This is a genomic window from Helicobacter sp. MIT 05-5293 (genome assembly GCF_000765665.2).
Classification (GTDB): Bacteria; Campylobacterota; Campylobacteria; order Campylobacterales; family Helicobacteraceae; genus Helicobacter_C.
In genome coordinates this window covers 217,306-236,308 of sequence record NZ_JROZ02000003.1, presented here as the reverse complement: position 1 = coordinate 236,308, position 19,003 = coordinate 217,306, and the positions used below count along the sequence as shown (strand labels likewise).

The 19,003-nt window shown below is 36.7% G+C and carries 18 protein-coding genes; 8 read left to right on the top strand and 10 right to left on the bottom strand.

Annotation, left to right across the window (positions count from 1 at the left end; genetic code table 11):
• Positions 1-210 precede the first annotated feature (210 nt).
• The 6 genes from LS68_RS07505 to mltG form a co-directional block, all read right to left on the bottom strand.
• On the bottom strand, positions 211-765 hold the full coding sequence (locus LS68_RS07505; RefSeq protein WP_034372181.1) for a 2-oxoacid:acceptor oxidoreductase family protein: 555 nt from the start codon (positions 763-765) through the stop codon (positions 211-213).
• Between the two features lies 1 nt (position 766).
• A complete protein-coding gene (locus tag LS68_RS07500; protein ID WP_034372178.1) occupies positions 767-1,594 on the bottom strand; it encodes a 2-oxoglutarate ferredoxin oxidoreductase subunit beta in 828 nt (275 codons plus the stop codon).
• A 1-nt stretch (position 1,595) separates the two neighbouring features.
• Complete coding sequence (locus tag LS68_RS07495) at positions 1,596-2,720, bottom strand: 2-oxoglutarate synthase subunit alpha (RefSeq protein WP_034372175.1); 1,125 nt, start codon at positions 2,718-2,720, stop codon at positions 1,596-1,598.
• A gap of 12 nt (positions 2,721-2,732) precedes the next feature.
• A complete protein-coding gene (locus LS68_RS07490) occupies positions 2,733-3,044 on the bottom strand; it encodes a 4Fe-4S binding protein (protein ID WP_034372172.1) in 312 nt (103 codons plus the stop codon).
• A 44-nt stretch (positions 3,045-3,088) separates the two neighbouring features.
• Entirely contained in the window at positions 3,089-4,042 is a 954-nt protein-coding gene (locus tag LS68_RS07485; RefSeq protein WP_241993711.1) for a malate dehydrogenase, read from the bottom strand.
• 101 nt (positions 4,043-4,143) lie between these two features.
• The gene (gene mltG, locus LS68_RS07480) at positions 4,144-5,073 is read right to left on the bottom strand and encodes an endolytic transglycosylase MltG (RefSeq protein WP_034372170.1); all 930 of its coding nucleotides are present in this window, start codon (positions 5,071-5,073) and stop codon (positions 4,144-4,146) included.
• On the opposite strand from mltG, the gene LS68_RS07475 reads away from it, so the two are divergent.
• Genes LS68_RS07475 through LS68_RS07445 form a run of 7 tightly spaced genes read left to right on the top strand, consistent with a single transcriptional unit; the run spans position 5,021 to position 11,687 of the window.
• Positions 5,021-8,092, top strand: a complete 3,072-nt coding sequence (locus LS68_RS07475) for a DUF3971 domain-containing protein (RefSeq protein WP_081950947.1) — start codon at positions 5,021-5,023, stop codon at positions 8,090-8,092. The two genes, mltG and LS68_RS07475, sit on opposite strands and share 53 nt — an antisense overlap.
• Positions 8,093-8,125: 33 nt before the next feature.
• The gene (locus LS68_RS07470) at positions 8,126-8,407 is read left to right on the top strand and encodes a FeoA family protein (RefSeq protein ID WP_052100457.1); all 282 of its coding nucleotides are present in this window, start codon (positions 8,126-8,128) and stop codon (positions 8,405-8,407) included.
• Positions 8,408-8,435: 28 nt separating this feature from the next.
• Entirely contained in the window at positions 8,436-9,146 is a 711-nt protein-coding gene (gene nth / locus LS68_RS07465) for an endonuclease III (protein WP_052100455.1), read from the top strand.
• Positions 9,147-9,202: 56 nt separating this feature from the next.
• Entirely contained in the window at positions 9,203-9,607 is a 405-nt protein-coding gene (locus LS68_RS07460) for a chemotaxis protein CheX (RefSeq protein ID WP_034372168.1), read from the top strand.
• Position 9,608: 1 nt separating this feature from the next.
• Positions 9,609-9,965: a flagellar motor switch protein FliN gene (gene fliN, locus LS68_RS07455; protein WP_034372166.1), complete on the top strand. Its 357-nt coding sequence runs from the start codon at positions 9,609-9,611 to the stop codon at positions 9,963-9,965.
• An 11-nt stretch (positions 9,966-9,976) separates the two neighbouring features.
• Entirely contained in the window at positions 9,977-10,924 is a 948-nt protein-coding gene (locus LS68_RS07450) for a hypothetical protein (protein WP_138091322.1), read from the top strand.
• Positions 10,899-11,687: a TonB family protein gene (locus LS68_RS07445; RefSeq protein ID WP_034372164.1), complete on the top strand. Its 789-nt coding sequence runs from the start codon at positions 10,899-10,901 to the stop codon at positions 11,685-11,687. Before LS68_RS07450 ends, LS68_RS07445 begins: the two co-directional genes overlap by 26 nt.
• Here LS68_RS07445 and LS68_RS09690 read toward each other — a convergent pair.
• The 4 genes from LS68_RS09690 to thiC all read right to left on the bottom strand — a co-directional run bounded on the left by LS68_RS09690 (position 11,684) and on the right by thiC (position 17,631).
• Entirely contained in the window at positions 11,684-15,346 is a 3,663-nt protein-coding gene (locus tag LS68_RS09690) for a class I SAM-dependent DNA methyltransferase (protein ID WP_199741495.1), read from the bottom strand. The two genes, LS68_RS07445 and LS68_RS09690, sit on opposite strands and share 4 nt — an antisense overlap.
• Before the next feature lie 31 nt (positions 15,347-15,377).
• Entirely contained in the window at positions 15,378-15,698 is a 321-nt protein-coding gene (locus tag LS68_RS07435; protein WP_138091320.1) for a hypothetical protein, read from the bottom strand.
• Between the two features lie 223 nt (positions 15,699-15,921).
• Positions 15,922-16,221: a YciI family protein gene (locus LS68_RS07430; protein WP_034369575.1), complete on the bottom strand. Its 300-nt coding sequence runs from the start codon at positions 16,219-16,221 to the stop codon at positions 15,922-15,924.
• 30 nt (positions 16,222-16,251) lie between these two features.
• Positions 16,252-17,631 carry a phosphomethylpyrimidine synthase ThiC gene (thiC, locus tag LS68_RS07425; protein ID WP_034369572.1) on the bottom strand — a complete coding sequence of 460 codons (1,380 nt, stop codon included), beginning with the start codon at positions 17,629-17,631 and terminating at the stop codon, positions 16,252-16,254.
• Between the two features lie 186 nt (positions 17,632-17,817).
• Here thiC and LS68_RS07420 point away from each other — a divergent pair, with 186 nt between their 5' ends.
• The gene (locus LS68_RS07420) at positions 17,818-18,960 is read left to right on the top strand and encodes a bifunctional 2-C-methyl-D-erythritol 4-phosphate cytidylyltransferase/2-C-methyl-D-erythritol 2,4-cyclodiphosphate synthase (protein ID WP_081950875.1); all 1,143 of its coding nucleotides are present in this window, start codon (positions 17,818-17,820) and stop codon (positions 18,958-18,960) included.
• Positions 18,961-19,003: the final 43 nt, after the last annotated feature.

Below are 19,003 nucleotides of genomic sequence, written 5' to 3'. Positions count from 1 at the left end.
TGAAGCATAAGCACTTAGAGCAAAAAACACTACCACTCTTAATAAAATACGGAGATACAAACATACAGGAGGAATCTAAACGATTAGATTCTAAAATCTTGTGGGAAACTGCAGATTCTAAAAGTCTCTTGAAACTTAGAATCTGCACTATTTGTAAATGACGCAAAATAATATAAAGCGATTCTACCAATGAGAATCTTCTTATAAATATTATTTGCTCAATGCTTCTTTTGCGTATTTTTCGCCAAGCTCAAAAGCCTTTTTATTCGCTTCTTGCACTTTTGGTGGCACTTTTTCTATCATTGTTTGGAAAACCAAATCCCTATCCACACATTTAGTAAAAGTCGCAGTAATAGCTAGTGCCACAACAGATTGTGTTACGACATTACCCACTTCTTCTTTAGCAATCGTAATGATAGGAATCTCATAAATCTTAAACTTTTTAAGATCTTCTGGACTTGGCTTCACGAGATTTGGCTCAACCACAATCACACCACCCTCTTTCACACCGCTTTTAAATGAATCATAACTCACTTGCGCAGTAGAAAGCATAAATTCAATTTCTCCTTCATTTGCATAAGGATAGAGAATCTCTTCATCACTAAGAAGAATATCCACTTTTGTAGGACCCCCACGCACTTGGCTTGTATAAGTCGCCGCTTTCACGCCATAGCCTTTGTCCTTGATTTGAGCTTCAGCAAGGATCTCTCCTGCCAAAAGCACACCTTGTCCCCCGACACCTGTAAATCGAAGTTGATGTGTCATTTTAGCGTCCTCCTTTCGCTTGAGCTTTTGCGATCACTCCGTCATAAGCTTCGCAATATTCGATCTTATCAGTTTGATGTTTGAGTATGCCTGTAGGGAATTTACCTATTTTTTCTTCATCACTTAATGTATCAAATTTACTCTTGCCAACAAGGCGAGATTCTATCCATTTGAGCATCAAAGTCGCATCACCCATTTTGTTTTTACGCCCTAGATTGATATGGCAGTTACTATGAATATCAAAAAAGCTAAAACCTTTGTGCGAGAATCCGTCCATTAGAACTTTTTCAAGCTTTTTAGGAGAAAGCACACTTTCACGAGCGATAAAAGTCGCGCCCGCAGCATTAGCAATTTCACAGGGATCAAAATTAGGATCGATATTACCATATTGAGCAGTAACCGTCCAAAAATCCTTAGGCGTAGTGGGTGAAGTTTGAGAATTTGTCAAACCATAGATAAAGTTATTAATCAAAACAAGATTAAGGTCAATATTACGCCGACAAGCGTGAATCGTATGATTCCCACCGATTGCCATAGAATCGCCATCACCTGAAATCACAATGACTTTTTTATCGGGATTGGCGAGTTTAATCCCTGTCGCGTATGCCATTGTGCGCCCATGTGTCGTATGCACAGTATTACAATTCACATAAGATGAGAATCTCCCGCTACAACCAATCCCACTCACGATACACACATCATTCATATTCCAACCTAATGAATCAATGGCGCGAATCACACTTTTTAGTATCACACCATCACCACAACCCCAACACCATAGTGTGGGCATTTTATCTATTCGTAGATATTCTTCATAATTAAATGCCATCTTACATCTCCTTAATTGTTTTGATGATTTCTGAAGGTGAGATACTTCGACCATTTGCTTTGCCGAGGAATCGGACATTCTTTTGCATCACACGCTCTACTTCTTGCAAATATTGTCCTTTATTAAGCTCGATCATTAAAACTTTATCAAATTTTTTGCCTAACGCTTGGATTTGTTTTGCAGGACTTGGCCAAAGAGTGATAGGACGGAAAAGCCCTACTTTGACACCTTCTTTGCGTAAATCTATAATTGCTTCTTTGACGGAAAGAGATACTGAACCATAGGCAATGATAAGAATCTCTGCATCATCAAGCTGATATTCTTCATATTGGACAATGTCATCAACATGAGATTCTATTTTATTAAACAATCTGTCAATGAGATTCTGTGAAAGTTTTTCGTCTTCTGTAGGGAATCCTGTAGGACCATGATGCAATCCTGTGATATGATATTTGTATCCCTTAAAGAAAGGATTCAAAACAGCGGGTTTATCTTGAGGAACGCTGTAAGGCTGATAATCTTTAGGATCACCCTTAAACTCTTCGCGTTGAACGATTGTCGATTGAATATCCTTGACATCGGGGATAAGGGTCTTCCCATGCATATGCCCCACGGTCTCATCAAGAAGTAAGAAAACCGGTGTCATATATTTTTCGGCAAGATTAAATGCACGAACCGTTTGTGTGTAAGCCTCTTCTAAATTACCCACTGCGAGAGCAATTGAGCAAAAATCTCCGTGGCTTGGTGCTTTGACTTGATTCACATCGCCTTGTGAAACACGAGTAGGAAGCCCTGTCGAAGGTCCTCCACGCATCACATCAACCACGACTAAGGGGATCTCTGCCATAAACGCATAACCGATTTGTTCAGCCTTAAGCGAGATACCCGGTCCTGAAGTCGCTGTCATTGCTTTAGTTCCACTCATTGAAGCCCCTAAAGCAACCGCAATACCACTGATTTCATCTTCCATTTGGATAAATTTTCCACCAATTTTAGGAAGATTCACACTCATTTCGTGTGCAATTTCACTTGAAGGAGTAATAGGATAACCTCCAAAGAATCTGCAGCCTACCTCTATTGCAGCTAGTGCTACTAGCTCATTTCCGCCTGTAATTAACTCACGCATCTTTTCTCCTTATTAAATAACCATAAACTTGTTTTCTTTAATTCTTGTCGCTCTTTCTTGAGCCTCTTTACTGACTTTAGCAAATTTAAATTCGCTTTTATCTGCGACAAAGATAGCAAAATCCGGACAATGTAGCTCACATTCTCGACAACCTATGCAGCTTTCAGGATATGCTACAGAAATAATTTTACCCAGAATCTTATGTTCATCTTTCTTCATACCTAAGACGCCACTAGGACAGAGTGATACACATACATCACAACCTTTGCAACGAGTTTCATCAATCCATACAGGAACATTTTGCGGTGCTGTTTTAATTCCCATTTCTTTTCCTTTCTTAAAAGTTGAAATACATTATCTAAATTCTCTTAATCAAACAAATGATTATCGGCGAGAATCTTAATTTGCTTGCGAATACCCTCTGCAGAGATATTCAATCTTTCTTGTTCTTGCTGACTTAAATTGAGTGTTACAATTTGCACAACCCCCTTTTTACCTAATTTGACAGGGACCCCCATACAGAGATCATTCAATCCATATTCACCTTCTAAATACACGCTACAAGATAAAACTTCTTGAGAATCATACAAAATAACTTCTAGCATTTTTATAACAGCAGTAGCCGGAGCAAAATATGCCGAGCCTCTTTGATAATAATTCACGATTTTTGCTCCACCATTCTTTGTCTCTTTGATAATGTGAGAAAGCGTTTGCTCATCAAATATTTCATCTAATGTTTTATCATTAACAAGAGAATAGCGAGTCAAAGGAAGCATATCATCGCCATGCCCACCAATGACAAGAGGTGAAACAGAGGTGTGATAATCTGCCAAAGATTGTTTGATTTCATAACCTAAACGCGCACTATCAAGCACGCCCGCCATTCCAATAATACGCTCTTTAGGGAATGCACTGATTTGCTTAGCGACATAAGTCATAACATCAAGAGGATTAGAAACCACGATAATAAAAGAATCTGGAGCGATTGTAGCAATCTCTCGCATTGTGTCTTTGAGAATCTGTGCATTTTTGAGTAGTAAATCTTCACGCGTCATATTTGGTGTGCGTGGCAAACCTGCACTCATAATAATCACTTCACAATCTTTCAATCCCTCAAGAGTTTCACAACTTTCTACTTGTGTGGGTAGATTTAATATGCAAGCAGCTTGTGATACATCAAGACTCACACCTTTGCAACGAGGAATGTCAATGCTATGGACAATAATACGCTTAGCAATACCTCTCATTGCTGCCAAAAAGGCAATGTGAGACCCAACATTACCAGATCCGCCAATAATACCAATTTTTTTAAATATCTCCATTATTACCTTGCCTACGAGCTTTTAGCCTTTTTATCTTTAAAAGTTAAACAAAAATTTTAACTTGCTAACTATGAAACAAATTTACTTAAAAAAAAATAAATCTAGAAGTTACTTCGATGTTCTCCGTATGTTTTACTGAATTTATGTTTCCCACTTGCCCTATCACGCACAAAATATAAATAATCCACATCTGCAGGGTGAAGCACGCTTTTAATCGCTTGGATACTCACACTCCCTGCAGGATAGGGAGGCACACCTTTATTTCGGTAAGTATTATAAGGCGTATCATCATTGCGAATGCGTTCGGGTGTAACTTTTGAGTGTGAATACGGACCATAATTCAATGAGCCGTCCATTTGCAAAGGCATACCAATCTTGATGCGATTAAAAATCACAGCAGCAACGATTGGCATCTCTTGATTATCAGCGGCTTCTTTTTGGACGATTGAAGCCATACTCACATATTTAAACCATTCTGCCTCATTATATTCTCCAAGCAATTCTATCGCACTTTGTTGATGTCGTTTTATCGACATATCATAAAGCGTTTTCATCATCTCATCTTCATCAACCCCCACAGGAAGTTTATAAGTATCAGGGAAAATCACACCATCAGGATAAGGGAAATACTTATCATACGCAGATTCTAAAGATTCAACAGAAAGTGGGAATCTCTGTGCAAGAGAGCGGATAAAAAAATACATCGTCTCACCCGGAATCAATGTTACTTCTTTCGTGGCAGCTTTTGAGCTTACAAGTGCTTTGAGATATGCTCCTCTAGGCAAAATCTCATGCTTCATATCAATATAACCGCTTTGAGGCACGCCAAGCATTCGGATTATATACGTATCTAGTGGGTTAAGAGATTGCCCATTTTCTCCTAAATATGTTATAATTTTATTAAGCGAACCTTTGGGTAGATTCACAATGCGTTCGGTCTGCACAGGCAACAATAAATAAAACATAAAAGTTAGGGCAATGATGACAAGAAAATCCAAAAATATAGCTAATATTCTTATTTTATTGGGCATTTTAATCACACTCTTTGCAATGGGATATAAGATCCTCTCCAATGGTATTTATAGTCCTCAAATCGTCATTGGAAAGATTCAAATCGATGGATTTTATCTAAGATTAAATAACAAGCTTATTTTGGAAATCGAAACACTTGATATTTCAAACCTGCAAGAATCCCCCGATATGAACGAGGAAGAGTTTGAAGAAACCCTATGGAGTGCTGACAATATCGGGGGCATGATAAAAAAGTTTCTTTTTGTAATCTCATATTTTGAAAAACTCAATATCCAAAAGATTATTTTTGCAGATAAAAAAGATCGGAGCGTCCATTATGATGGTAAAGAATACAAGATTATCGGTCCTGAATTAGTCGCTATTTTTGCAATTGAGAATCACAGAAAGGTAACAGAACTAAACATTTATCAGCTTGATTTAATGCGCTTTGGTTTGCAAATTGACGGGAAATTTATTTATCATTCCATCAAAAATACCATTGAAATGGATATTGAAATTTCACCCAAAGAACAAACAAAAGATCCCGAACAACCTACACTTTATGTCAAAGGTCTTACAAATTTTCAAAAAATCAGTATGGATATTTCAAGCTCAAATCTTTACAATCTCGAGACAATCAAACCCTATATCAAAAGACTCAATAATGCGACTTTAAATAATTGGCTTTTCAGAAATGTTCGTTACGATTCGTTAAAAATCAACTCATTAAAGTTTTACAGCACGCTTGATTATCGTTTTTTAAAGAATCTACAAAAATCCCTCGAACTTGATGCGGTGATTGTGTCTCCCAAAGTTTATCTTTCTCCGAATCTTGAGCCTATCAAGGCTACAAACGCACTCGTTTATGTCAAGAATGAAGATATTGTCTTTGCACTCAAAGAACCCACATTTACAGATATTAAACTTGATGGCTCCGAAGTAAGATTAAGTAATGTTTTTGCCCAACCACTAAGCGTCAAAATAAATATCCTCTCAAACAATGTCAAGATTAATGATGCTTTGGCAAATCTGCTAGGAAATTTCCAAATTCCGCTGCCCATTCGAAGTGTAGATTCAAATCTACGCGTGAATCTAGGGCTTGATATTACACCTCAAAAGGCAAATACACAGGTATTAGTCAATGGTCATATCATCAGCCCACAATCAACGCTTCAAATCAGTCAAGGGCAGAAAATCGATGTGAGCGGACTAAATATTGCATTTAAAGCTGATAGTAAAAAAAGGAGTATTTCTGTCAATCAAACCAAAGTCAATTATGCTAATAGCATCAAAGGCACTCTCAATGTCGATTGGGATCTGAATACCCTCGCTTTAAAAGCAAATCTTGGCATTGATACTTTCGCACTCTCAACAAAAAATTTTACTACCTCATCAGCGACTCTGCCCAAAATCCCCAAAGATGCCGATGAGACCACACAACGCATCATCAAAGCGATTCATCAAGATTCACAAGGAGGGGCAGGAATAGAGATTCTAAAAATTGATAAAAAACAGATTGCTTCTATTGATATTGTCGGGGATTTAGCTCACCAAACAAAGATTCTTAGCATACCCATATTTGGCGTTCAAATGTCCATTGCTGATAAAAACAATACTATCACATTGCAAGATTTAGACAAGGTCTATACATACTCTCCTCTTTTGCAATATGTCGGTATCAAAAAAGGCTCTATCAGCCTTAATACGCAAAATTTTGATACTATTGATATTGCCATAGATGTTGATGACTTAGCATATCCTATTTATCATAAAGATTCTCAACGTTTAAAACATATCAGTATGGAAGGAAAAATCGGTGCTAATGGTATTTTAATGGCTTCTAAAGATAAAAAATTAATATTTATTAAAACCAATAATACGATAAAAATTATCCTTAATGATTATAATTTGAAAATTGATGAAATCTTTAGTAGCTCTATCCCTGTGCTTGCCCAACTCAACGAAAAAAGTGAAGAAAAACAAAAAATCACTCCAGAACAATACCAAGCAGAACAAGATTTTATCCAACTCAAAAGACGTTACGAAAGAGAGCATAATATCCAACCCTACCTTACCTATGTCGAAGCGCGTAATATGAATTTTTACTTGGATAATTTTATGATCCCTACCGACATTGTCGCTATATCATTGCGTGATGGCATTATTCGTGCTGATGCGACTTATGGCAATGGTGTAGCAAATGTGGATATTTTTCACTCTATCGCACAAATTAAGCTTAATAATTTTAGTGATAAATTTTTGAATCAAGTATGGGATAAAGAAATTTTTTCAGGCGGTTTGTTTAACTTTAGAGGCGTCTATGAAGAAGGTGCATTGCGTGGCAAAATCTCCATGCAAAACACTATTTTTAAAGATTTTGCTATTGTGCAAAACATTTTGGCTTTGATTGATACAATCCCCGCATTAGTTACTTTCAGAAAGCCGGGTTTAGGCTCAAGTGGCTATGAAATCAAACATGGAGAAGTCTTTTTCTCTGTAAAAGATCAATATTTTGCATTAGAGACAATCAATCTTATCGGGACTTCTATTGATGTGAAAGGCGAAGGTTTTATTAATCTTGAAGATAAAACGCTTGATATTGCCCTTGAAGCTTTTACAATCAAAACACTTGCAGATATTATTAGCAAAATCCCTATTGTTGGTTATGTGATTTTGGGTGAAGATGGCAAATTCTCGACAAATATTGCCATAAAAGGGACACTTGATGATCCCAAAAGTGAAGTGGGTATTGCAGAAGATATTTTGACTGCACCCTTTAAGATGATTGAGCGTATTTTCAAGCCGCTTGATGATCTTGCTCAAATGTTTATTGGAGATGAACAATCTAGTGAATCCTTACCGCAACCTTCATTTTCAGAAGAGAATCTTCCCATTCAAGACTTTGACACACCCGAACATTTAGAGCAAGATTTTCAAAATCAAAATGAAGTTACGCCTACTCCACAAGAAACAGAAGACACTGATTCTGATGCTTCCAGCGATCATTCCGATAAAGAAAAAAATAATCAGATTCACTGAAATTTGATATAATCAAAAATAAAAAGGATAAAAATGACACTTTATGACGCCCAAAATGGAAAAATGTATCAAGTTTTATCATTAAACACACAAGATAGCGTTTTAAAAAATCGTTTTATTACTTTAGGCATTACAAAGGGCAAGACATTCCATGTAACTGCGCGTTCCATAGGTTCATTAGCCATCGCAATTATGATTAATGGTGTGCAAATTGCCTTGCGTGATAGCGAAGCACAAAAAATCGAAGTGCAAGAGGTCAAAACGCAAGAAATTGCCCAGATTCAAAGTAATGATGATTTGCTACCCGCAGTATAAATTTTTAGAATTTTTTAGGATTAAATAAATGCCAAAAGTTCCACAAAAATCCACAAACACAGAATCTGTTTTACCCAAAAAATCCCAAAGGACAGCAAAAAAATGGAACAAACAAGACATAGAGCAGATTAAACAATTATTCCTAGAGCATTACAAAGACGCTAAAACAGAGTTGCATTATCGGAATCTCTATGAATTACTTGTTGCTGTTATGTTGTCGGCTCAATGCACTGATAAGCGTGTCAATATCGTTACACCTGCGCTTTTTGAAAAATATCCAGATGTTCAGTCTTTAAGTCAAGCCAATATTGAAGATATTAAGATGATAATTAAATCTGTTTCGTTTTTTAACAATAAGGCTTCACATTTACACAAAATGGCGAATCAAGTAATGCAAGAATTTAACGGCGTCATTCCCACCACACAAGCAGAGCTAAAAACATTAGCGGGAGTTGGACAAAAAACTGCCAATGTTGTCTTAATAGAGTTCTTTGAACAAAATTATATGGCAGTGGATACGCATGTTTTTCGCGTATCTCATCGTTTGGGATTAAGCAACGCAAAAACCGCTCTACAAACAGAATCAGAGCTTGCTAAACTTTTTGGTGATCACTTGTGTATTTTGCATCAAGCCTTTGTTTTATTTGGTCGCTATACTTGCAAAGCTCTTAAACCAATGTGTGAAAGTTGTTTTATTGCTCCATTTTGTCAAAATAAATCCAATTTTAAACCTATTTAAGTTAAAAAATATTATATAATTACATAGACTCTTAGTTTTTGTGGTGAGGTGAAGTTATGGACATTATTCATAGTAGCTTTTTTGATATTATTAAAAAAAGTATCAATCAAGTTCCACGAGATTCAATTATGCCTCTTAAAAAAGGTTATTTGACAAAGATCAGTATGCTAGGCACACACAACGATGTTTATTTGCTTTTCAATAAAGAATTTTTGCAGATTATGTGCAAATACTTTCTTGATGAGCATGATCCTGATGAATTGACATTAGAAGATATGGCAAGAGAACTCGCAAACTTAACCGTTGGACGAGCAAAAGTAATGGTGGAGGAAATGGGAAAACATTTTAACATTTCTACACCCGAATATTTAGGACATCGTTTGATTAGCAATTATGACCATGGTTTGCATTTTAGACTTGAAGAAGGAAGGTGTAGCATCTATATGAGAAGGACAAACTAAAATGGCTAGCGAAAGCATTTTAGACAAACAAAGAATCCATACTGCTAAAGAAATTGAGCTTGCGACCTATTTAGAAGATATGATGAAAAACTATACCGGTCTCTTGGATATGGAGGTAGTTTTCAATGCAGAATTAGGCAACACAAAGATTCCTTTGGGTGAAATTTTACGCTTTGAAAAAGGCTCAATCATTGACTTAGGCAAACCTGCAGGGGAAAGCATCGAAACTTTTATCAATGGACGAGTGATTGGTAAAGGTGAAGTGATGGTGTATGAGCGAAATCTAGCCATTCGTATCAATGAAATCCTCGATTCTAATGCGATTGTTTATTACCTCACTCGTGAGAATAACAAATAGCTTCTTTTATAATGAGATTATTAATTATACTTTGCCTGCTAGGTTGCCATATCCTATTTGCCAATACGCAAGTTAATCATATTGATTTTACCCAAAATCCCGATACTTTCGAGCTGACAATCCATACACAAACCCCTTACAATCACAATCCCAAACTCACAGAAAAAGAAAACTACAAAGGTATTATACTGCCACAGATTCAAGCTGCCTCCAAAAATCACCCTTTAAAAAATTTTTTCCTAAGCGAAGTGCAAATTTTTAATATTCAAGACAATCTCTATATACTAGGCATCGGCGACCCACAAACGATAAAAGTAACTATGCGAAAATCTTCAAAAGGTGATATGATTAAAATCATCTTCCATGCAACTACCCCGCCCAAATCACAATTAGACCTCTTGGTCGATAAATCCCTCAATGAACCTCTCATCGCCCCTACCCTTGAATCTGTCAATCCACCCATACCCACACATCAAAATCCGACAGATTCTGTAATCTCCAATACACAAAATCCACAGCTTCAGACAACCCTACCACTTAAAAATGATCTAGGTATTGACACATGGCGTTATATTGCTGTGCTTGGCGTAATGGCACTTTTAGTGTTGGTTTTATGGATTGTCAAAAAATATATTGTGAGCAAGAAAAATTTCCCGGGCTATTTGGGTAAATTTAACACCAAAAAAGAACATTTTGACCCGACAAAAGTCGATATTGTCTCGCAAAAAAATATTGATTCTAAAAATCGGATTCTCACCATTGAATCCAATGGCTACCGCTATTTGCTTCTGATTGGTATGAATAGCACTACACTTATTGATCGCTATCCGATTCCTCAAGATATTAGCACACAAGAGCAGATTATGCTTGATGATCAATTTGCAAGACTCTTAGAACAAAAAAAAGAACGTTTATCCCAATACCTACAAGATGATGAAAAACCTTCAAGAAGAAAATAACTCAAGGCTTTTTGTATGCCTTATTTTTTCGCTGATTGCGCATTTTTTAGTATTAAGCATTCTTTTTTTTCAGATAAATCAACTACAATTCAAAAAAGGCACTTCCCTTGATCCAAAAATGAAAGTAGCAGGATTCCAAATTATTGGCAATGATGATATTTTCTCACCGCCTAGTCAATCTTCCAACTCTTCTCAAGCATCTTCTTCTCAAACAATCCCAACACTACAAGATTCTTCACAACCCCATAGCGAATCACCACTTCAGACACCAGAAACACCGCGTTCTATTGATCTAAACTCTCTTAGTCTTTATGATGGAAAACACACAAACAAAAACAAACAAGATACACCTAATCCCAATCCTAGCCATATCAAAGCTTTAGCAAAATTCCCTAAGGTCGATAGCACCACTAGAAGAGATATTGAGGAGCTTTATGGTGAAGAGTTTGGCGACTACGGATTAGCCGAACAAGAATTTCTGATTAATAATCTACGCGACATCGGGCGCATCACACAACGTTATTTACAATACCCTCCAAGCGCGATTCGGCTAGGACAAGAAGGCTTGAGTGCGGTAGAATTTTTCCTCTATCCTAATGGCGACATTAGCGATTTAAAAATCATTGTTTCTTCAAACTATATGCTGCTTGATCGCAATAGCGAACGAACGATTGAAATCGCCTATAAAGATTATCCACACCCTACTACCAAAACGCGCATCAGAATCTTTGTCAATTATGGAATCTACTATTATGGGTATTAACTATCTTCTATAATTTTTATCTCTTCTTCATTTAAATCATAAAGCGCATACACCAAACTATTAATTTCAGATTCTAGCTCGCTTGTGTTGGTGGTGGAATCTTTTGCTTTGATTGCTAGAATCTCATCGACTAAAGCAATAATAGAATCTGCGATGTTTTGGTTTTGTTTTGTGATTTTGGGGATTGGGATTTTATTTATTGCATAGCTGTTAAGGTGCATTGTTCGGATAGAGTTTGAAAAAATAAATTTATAGCAATACCAATTAATAAGATTTGAATTCAAAATAGCCCAAGCTAATTTCACATTTATATCCTCAAAAACAAGCTGATTAATAGTATTTAAAACTAATACCTCACGATTTGGAATACAAGCAATAATTTTTATATGATTCTTAGGTTTAGTGATATGAGCTACTATGTCTTGTGTCAATAAAGCATTTGGCAGTATCTCCCCTGCATTGTGTTTTTTATCGCAAAAACCTTTGATGCCCACAATCCCAAAACGATTGATTTGTTTGCCTCCTATGTAGGCATAGCAACCCTTTTCTTTGAGATAAGACTGCATAGAACAACCCTTTATGTTTTTATGATATTTCTCAAGCTTATAGTGTGATTGTGCCATTTTTATCCCTAAACAAATCTCTTTTTCGCTAAGTCCATTGATAAATATTCCCCCAAACTTCTCAATGAGTTTTTTATCAATCACTATGGGAGCAGTGGTGGTTGTGTTTTTCATATTTTGGGCATGGCTAGAATCTTCTTGATTCTTCTCTATTTGAAAAGATTCAAAGTTTTGTTTATTGTCTTTATTTCGCAAAAAGGGGTTTATCCCCTCCTCACTCCCCTTAACCCGCGAAAAAGTCTCCGCTTTTTCGGCAATCAAGGGGAGAGCCTCGCTTGATTCCGCTTCTAGCTTCAATCGTGCGGAGGCACTACTGCCTCCTTTTTCCACGATTTCCGCACCACGAATCGGGCGAGATTCTTCACTTTGCTCAGAATGACAAGGGATTTGAGACTTACTCGCATTACTTAAAAAATGTGTTTTATAGGTTTGGGTTATGATGCCCTTTTGTCTAGCAAAAATTACCATTTCAAGTAAAACATAGCTCCACGCCTTGCCACAATCTGCAAGTAGATACATACTAGGCTTGATAAATTCCCTTACATCTTCCCATTTAGCGACATAGTTGAGTGATTTTGGCACGATAAGAGTATTAATGCCTTGAGTGCTTAGGATTTTATCGCTAAGATATATAAACAAAGCTGCGGTGTTGGTTTGTGAAGTTGAATAAGTCTTTTTATACATTTCTCTTTCTTGTGAGGTAAGCTCTACACCATACGGCGGATTCCCAATCACCAAATCAAACCCCATAAAGTCTCCATTACTATCTAACACTTCAGGAAATGCAAACCGCCATTCAAAGGTGCTTTGGTTGCTTTTGAGATTCTCATATTTTTGCAAAGATTGCACAAGCTCTATAAGCTCTTTTTCTACAAATCCCGCAGAATCTTTGGGGATTTCAAGGGTTTTGTGGAAGTTAAAGGCGACAATATAATCATTGAGCTTCTTTTTGATGTCAGAATCTAAAGGTTGATTTTTAATTTTACCCTCATCAACACCACAATATCCAAAGTTTTTGAGGTAGTTTGCGAGATTTTCTTTAAAGATTCTGTATTCATTGCTCATTTTATAAAAAAGCTCTATGATAAACTCTTGGCATTCTTTGATTGTCTCTTTGTGCAGTGCCTTAAGGTCAGCGTTGGTCTCGTTTTTGTAATTATTTACTGCATTTTTGTAGTCTTCTATCTTTTGGGGGAGTTTGTTTTGCAAATCATTTGCAATAGCCTGAACTTCACTTGAAAATTCCAAAGTCGCCTTTTTTGATAAAATATTTTTAAGCCTTTTAATCAATGCGTCTTTAGTCATATCCAGTGTAATATTGCTCACAAGACTATTCCCACACTTGATATTAATATCAATATTGGGCAAAGTTTCTAGCATTTTATTCGGAATGTCTTTATAATAGCTAGATTTAAGGAGCTCAATCCACAGGCGAAGCTTGGTAATCTCGCAAGAGTTTGGGTTAATATCTACACCAAAGAGGCAGGATTCAATGAGTTTGCGTTTGGTATAAAAGATAGTCTTTTGAATCGTATGAAATTCTATATTTTCATGCGCTGGGAGTGTGTAGGTAAAAAGCGCGTTATTAGAATCCCTAATCACAATTTCATCATTTATCACTTCTAGCACAATGTTTTTTAAGAGATTAGAATCTTCATCGCAAAGGATTCTAAGCTCAAATTTAAGGGCTATCATTTCATTAAGTGCAGAGACGAGAAAATGCCCGCTACCCACAGCAGGGTCGCAGAGCTTGATACTATCAAAGATTGCATTTGCTTCTTTGTAGCCCTCTTTAGAATCTGTGAGCTTATCAAGCCTTGTTTTAAGAGATTCTAAGTCTTTACAATCCCAATTCTTAGCAGTATTAAACTTCTCAATCACTACTCTTTGTAAAGATTCCTTGCACATAAAGCTAGTGATAAAGCTAGGGGTGTAGAAGCTCCCCTCTTTATAGCCATTGAGCTTTTCAAAGACAAGCCCAAGCACAGCTGAATTGATAAGTTTGTCATAGTTAGTCTTAATGTGATTTTTTATATCGGCTTGTGTGGTAGTAAAATCATAAGCTTGCAAAAAAGCAAACAGATATTCTAAAAGTGGGAGTTTAGTAAATTGATAGGATTTATCCTTATAGAGGATAGAATCTTTATACACAGCCAAAGGCTTAGAATCTAAAAGCTTGATTTCTTTGCCCTCAATCTCAAGCGATGTTTTATCAAAAAGGCTTGAGTTAAGATAAGGGATATTTGCAAGAGCTTGTGGAATCCCTGCATCTCTTTTGTCTTCTAGCTTTGCTAAGACATCAAAAAAGAGCGTGTCAAGAGTGCTAAAGTTAGGAATAGATTCAATGCTTAAAAATGGCTTGCTGATATGCTTAAAACTAAGGAGCATTGAATCTAAAAGTCTTAAGAATAAAAGGCGGTTATTCCAAGTGGTAAGGAGGCTGAAAATCTCCTCAAAATGACTCTTTCGCTCATAATTAAAGACATTGCAAAGTGCGTCTAAAAGGGTATTTGTCGTGTGGCTAGGCTGGATTAGGATTTTACCATTTTGACTTATTTCTTCCAAACCCAAGATATAGAGCAACTCATTATAGAATCCAATATTTAGCGTATTAGCATCAATATAGCTTTTGGCTTTGAGTAGCACAGCAGGGCTTAGGGCTTGATAAATGAGTGCTAGAGTGGAGGCATCGGGGATAGATTCTAAGCTAAAATGCGTATAGGGTATATTGTAGTCAAGTTTAGGTAAAATCGATTTTAGTTCTTCATAAAACGCCCTTGTGCTGATGTCATTACCCCTACCCTTTTCGTGATTAGTAAAGGCTTTTTTGATAGCACTTTCTTTGCTTAATGGTAGGTAGGCTTTAGCATCAATCAGATAAAAATCATTATAATTGGTTAGGATAATATGTGTTAGGTTGTTGTTTTTATGCGTAAGATGCTCTTTGAGATAATAAAGGATAGACTGATAAAAGGCTTTAGATTCTAAAGTTTGAGTATTTTCTTGGGTTTGTATGGGGCTAAAATCAAGTGGCAAAGTAGGCTGAAATAAATCTACTAAATCTTGCTTACCCCCCCCCCCCGCTAGCTACAAACTCTTTGCTGTTTGGATTCTTACATTCTATAATCACTCGCACTTCCCCTTCCTCATAAATGGCTAAATCAATTTTATCTTTCGTATTACATTCATAACCAAAACAATTTTGCAACACATCGCGTAAGATATTTTTCGCAAAGTCTTCTTGAGAAGAGCTAGAATCTTTGGCAGATTCTAACTTTGTGCGGTAAGATTCTAGACTCTTTGTAAAGCTAGAAAGTAACTCTGTAGTGGGAGACAAGGGCGTGTATGAGGCGATAAAGCTTTGAAGTGATAAAGGCGTGTAAATCATTTGTATCCTTTGTTAGGGTTAGTCAAGCCGGTGTAAAAATGCCTTTATATGAGTAAAATCATACTTTACAAAAAGGCTTAAAGCGATTTTAGAGACAATTGCTTTTTATTTTAGGTGTGTTCGCTTCAAGAGATTCTAAAATGGCTTATTCTTTCTTTGAGTTTCTAGCTTATAGAGTCTAGAATCTGCATACTTTGTATTGCATTTGTCATTTATTTGTCTGTCATTGTTCTAAAAACGATGTTAAAATCTCCGCATGCAAAACAGGCTCAAATTCAAAAATACGATATTCTGCAAGATTCTGTAAGCAAAAAGGATCTTGCTTTGAAAATGCTAAAGCATCGGCTTTGTCTTTAAATCGTCCGATGATAATCCCGCCATCTTTAGGGTTTCTTGGACCAGAAGCAAGCAAAATGCCCTTTTCATAGCCCTTTTTGAGATATTCTCGATGAGAAGCAAGCACTTCTTGCACTTTTTCATAAGGCTGAAGATAATCCACCATACACACAAATAATGCACTCATTTTCTACTCCTTAATATTTAGATATTGGATTTAACTATTTTGAGCTAATGCTTCATTATGAGTTTGCTCGCCTTGAGGCTTATTGTATGTCTTAAAAATCTCTTGCGTGATTTTATAACTGCAAAATTTTGGACCACACATTGAGCAAAACTCGGCATCTTTAAAAACTTCTTGAGGCAAGGCTTCATCGTGATATTCACGCGCTCTTTCAGGATCAAGAGCTAACTCAAATTGTTTGTTCCAATCAAAGCTATACCTTGCATCACTCATCGCATCATCTCTGTCTCTTGCACCAACACGCCCTCTTGCAATATCAGCAGCATGTGCAGCAATTTTATAAGCGATAATCCCCTCACGCACATCATTTGCATTAGGCAACCCCAAATGCTCCTTAGGCGTTACATAACACAGCATCGCGACACCTTTCCACGCCGCCACACATGCTCCAATCGCACTTGCAATATGGTCATACCCAGCCGCAATATCTGTAACTAAAGGTCCTAAAACATAAAAAGGTGCTTCATTACAATATTCTTTTTGTAGTTCCACATTGCGTTCAATCTGATTGAGTGGCACATGTCCGGGTCCTTCAATCATCACCTGCACATCAGCATCATAAGCCCTTTTTGCTAATTCTCCCAATACTTTTAACTCCGCAAATTGTGCTTCATCACTTGCATCAGCCAAACAGCCCGGACGCAAAGAATCCCCCAATGACAGCGACACATCGTATTCTTGGCAAATTTTTAGAATCTCATCAAAATACTCATAGAAAGGATTCTGTTTATGATAGTGCAACATCCAACTTGCCATAAGACTTCCTCCACGCGACACAATACCCATCTTGCGTTTAGAAACTGCAGGCATATGTTCTAATAAGAATCCACAATGAATAGTAAAATAACTCACGCCCTGTTTTGCTTGCTTTCTTAAGACATTAAGCATCGTTTCAATATCAAGCTTTAAGACATCATTTTTGACATCGTGAAGAATCTGATACATCGGCACAGTGCCAATAGGCACACTTGAAGCAGCAATGATTGCCTCTCGAATCTTGTCTAAATCTCCTCCTGTGCTCAAATCCATCACGGTATCTGCACCATATTTGATAGAAACTTTAAGCTTTTGCACTTCCTCGTTAATATCCTCTACGATTTGCGATGAGCCGATATTGGAATTGATCTTTGTCCGCAAAGCGACACCAATACCCATAGGTTCAAGGTTATGATGATTAATATTTGCAGGGATAATCAGCCTGCCTTTTGCGACTTCTTTCATAATGAGTTCCGCAGGAAGATTCTCAAGATTTGCAATATAACGCATTTCTTCTGTGATAATTCCCTTTTTAGCATAAGCCAATTGTGTCTTGATGGGATCATTTTGCCGATGAGCAATCCATTGTTTTCTCATTTTTTTCCTTATTGATTTTATTTCTTACGCACTAAAACTATCAAAAATAGCAAAATATACCTCAATTTATTTAAGAAAAAGTTAAATAATGAGTATATAGGTAACAATTTTAGCTAAAATTTTGATTTTTTGTGCTAAAATAACGCAATTAAAAAATTTTTTTAAACATAAACACAGGAAAAAGATTTGACTTTAGATGATGTATCGTTAGTAATGATGGCAGCAGGAAACTCTACAAGATTTTGTGAAGCATATCCTGTCAAAAAACAATGGTTGCGCATCGGCGATGATCCTTTATGGCTTTTTGCCACACGCAAACTCGCAACTGCTTTGCCTTTCAAAAATACCTTTATCACCGCTTCACCTGAAGATTTTTCTTATATGCAAAAAATCAGTGAATATCCTATTATTAAAGGTGGTCAAACGCGTTGCCAATCATTGAAAAATGCTCTTCAACATATCCAAACACCTTTTGTCTTAGTCAGTGATGTGGCAAGGTGGGATACTGATATAGCAGTCGTCAAAACGATGTTAGAATCTATTGATGATGATGTGTCTTGTGTCGTGCCTTATATGAAAGTAGCAGACACGACTTTTTATGAAGGATCATATCTCCAAAGAGAATCTTTAAAACTTATCCAAACCCCGCAACTTAGCAGAGTAAAAGACTTAAGAGAATCTCTTAGCGTTGATAAAGATTTTAGCGATGAAAGTTCTGCTTTGCACCATTTGGGTAAAAAAATCGTATTCGTGCAAGGCAACGAACGAATGAATAAACTCACTCACAGAACAGATATATGGCAACACCAAAAGCGTTTAAATCCCCCTTGTGCAAAAATTTTTGTCGGTAATGGCATTGATATTCACGCTTTTGAAGAAGGGAAAATAATGAAGCTAGGAGGTGTCAAGATAGATTCTCCTCTTGGCTTCAAAGCTCATAGTGATGGCGATGTCGCTTTACATGCTTTAAGTGATGCGATTTTGGGAGCAATCGGAGCAGGTGATATTGGAGAGTGGTTTCCTGATACAGATGATGCTAATCGCAATGCAGATTCTAAAAAAATGCTCCAAAAGATTTATAATTTTGCCCAAAGTGTGGGATATGAGATTATTAATACAGATATAACTATACTTGCTCAAACGCCCAAAATCACACCCTATAAAATAATGATGCAAGAGTGCATCGCTAAAACTTTAGGGATTAAAAAATCCTGCGTCAATATCAAAGCTACGACAACAGAGAATCTTGGCTTTATTGGACGCAAAGAAGGCGTGTGTGTGCAAGCTAATGTCAGTATGCGATATATTGATTGGAGATTTCAAGAATGATTTTGTCAAGGAGGTTTTTTGTGAATGGTATAAGAGATTCTAT